We start from the raw sequence: 1,258 nt of genomic DNA on the forward strand, positions 1-1,258 counted from the left end.
GTGCCCAGATGGGCCGACCATTGCCGAAAGTCGCTTTGCGTGTCACGCACCTGTTGCAGCAGTGTGTCGCCGGTTGGCAGGTGCTGCTGAAGGTACTGACGCGCACCGCTCAGATCGACCTCGCGCCGCCATTTGTGGCGATCTTTCCAGGCTTGCAGGGCCTCGTCGGAGGGCGCGCTGCCGTATCGCATTTCAATCGATTTGCGCATGTCCAGGCTCTTGAACATGTCCGGCATCAGCAGAAAATCGCCGGGAACGTTACTGCTGCTGATCTGCGCTTCCTCAAGGATGCACTGCTCGAAGTAAGCTTCGAGCTCGCCCAGATACTGGTGAGTGAGCGCGGCATTGTTGCGCACCGATGCTGGCAGTTTCTCCGGCTCGCTTTCAGCGCCACATAGCGTGGTGACGGTCTGGGCGATCTGGATCTTGTGTTCGTGCTCGGCTTGCCAGTTGCGGTACGCGGCCTGATCGGCGGCCAGTTGCATGCCCAGATCATTGAAAATAGCCAGCGGGTCATCAAGGGCAATGAGCAGGGAGCTGTCCTGATCTTCAACGCTGCCCTGCCAGAAAACGTCAGCGCCGATTGGCGAAAACAGCGGCTGGGTTTCTTCGCTGGAGGCCTTGGATGTAGGAATCGCCGAGTCTGCAAAGCGGTCATCACCAACCACATGCTCCTTGTCGATGTCCGCCACCGCTTCGGCGATGCGGTTCAGTGGCAAGGTATCCGGCTCGGCCATGGTCATGCAGTAGCGTTTCAGATCCAGCGCTTTCATCCATGAAGCGCGGCTTTCCGGATTCGAGCGCAGGTGTTCGCAGATTCGCCAGGTCCACTGCTGCGCTGAAAAGGCGATGCGCAGCAGGTTTTTTCGCGGATAGAGCAGAAAAGGCTTGGCATCGCTGCCGCCACTGCGCTGGTCACTGCCAAGCTGCGCATCGGTCCAGACAATACGGCTCAGGTTGCCGGTGGCAGCTGACACCGCGTATTCATCTAACGTTTTGGCGTCCTCGTCGTAGACATACACGTAGCCGTCATACAGCTGGCGAAGGGTATAGCTGCGTGTTTTCAGCTTCGGCATCACTGCCCATCGGCTGCCCTTGAGCAGCGGTTTCAGCTTTTCGGGAGCGGTATCGTAGCGGGAGCGGTCGAGCGCGTAGCGCACTGGCACGATGGCGACGTCAGGTTTTCGGAAGGGGCACAGACTGGTGGCCGTGGCGGGTATCTTGGCGAACGTTGTAAGACGGGCTGTGGGTGGCGGGG

Annotated in this window: 1 protein-coding gene; it reads right to left on the reverse strand. The window is 59.5% G+C overall.

Features of this window, described 5'->3' with window-relative positions; genetic code table 11:
• The coding region (locus P406_RS26635) for a toxin VasX (RefSeq protein ID WP_046237857.1) at nt 1-1,258 on the reverse strand (1,258 nt) is incomplete at both ends.

The organism is Pseudomonas syringae pv. coryli str. NCPPB 4273, from assembly GCF_000972175.1.
Lineage (GTDB): Bacteria > Pseudomonadota > Gammaproteobacteria > Pseudomonadales > Pseudomonadaceae > Aquipseudomonas > Aquipseudomonas syringae.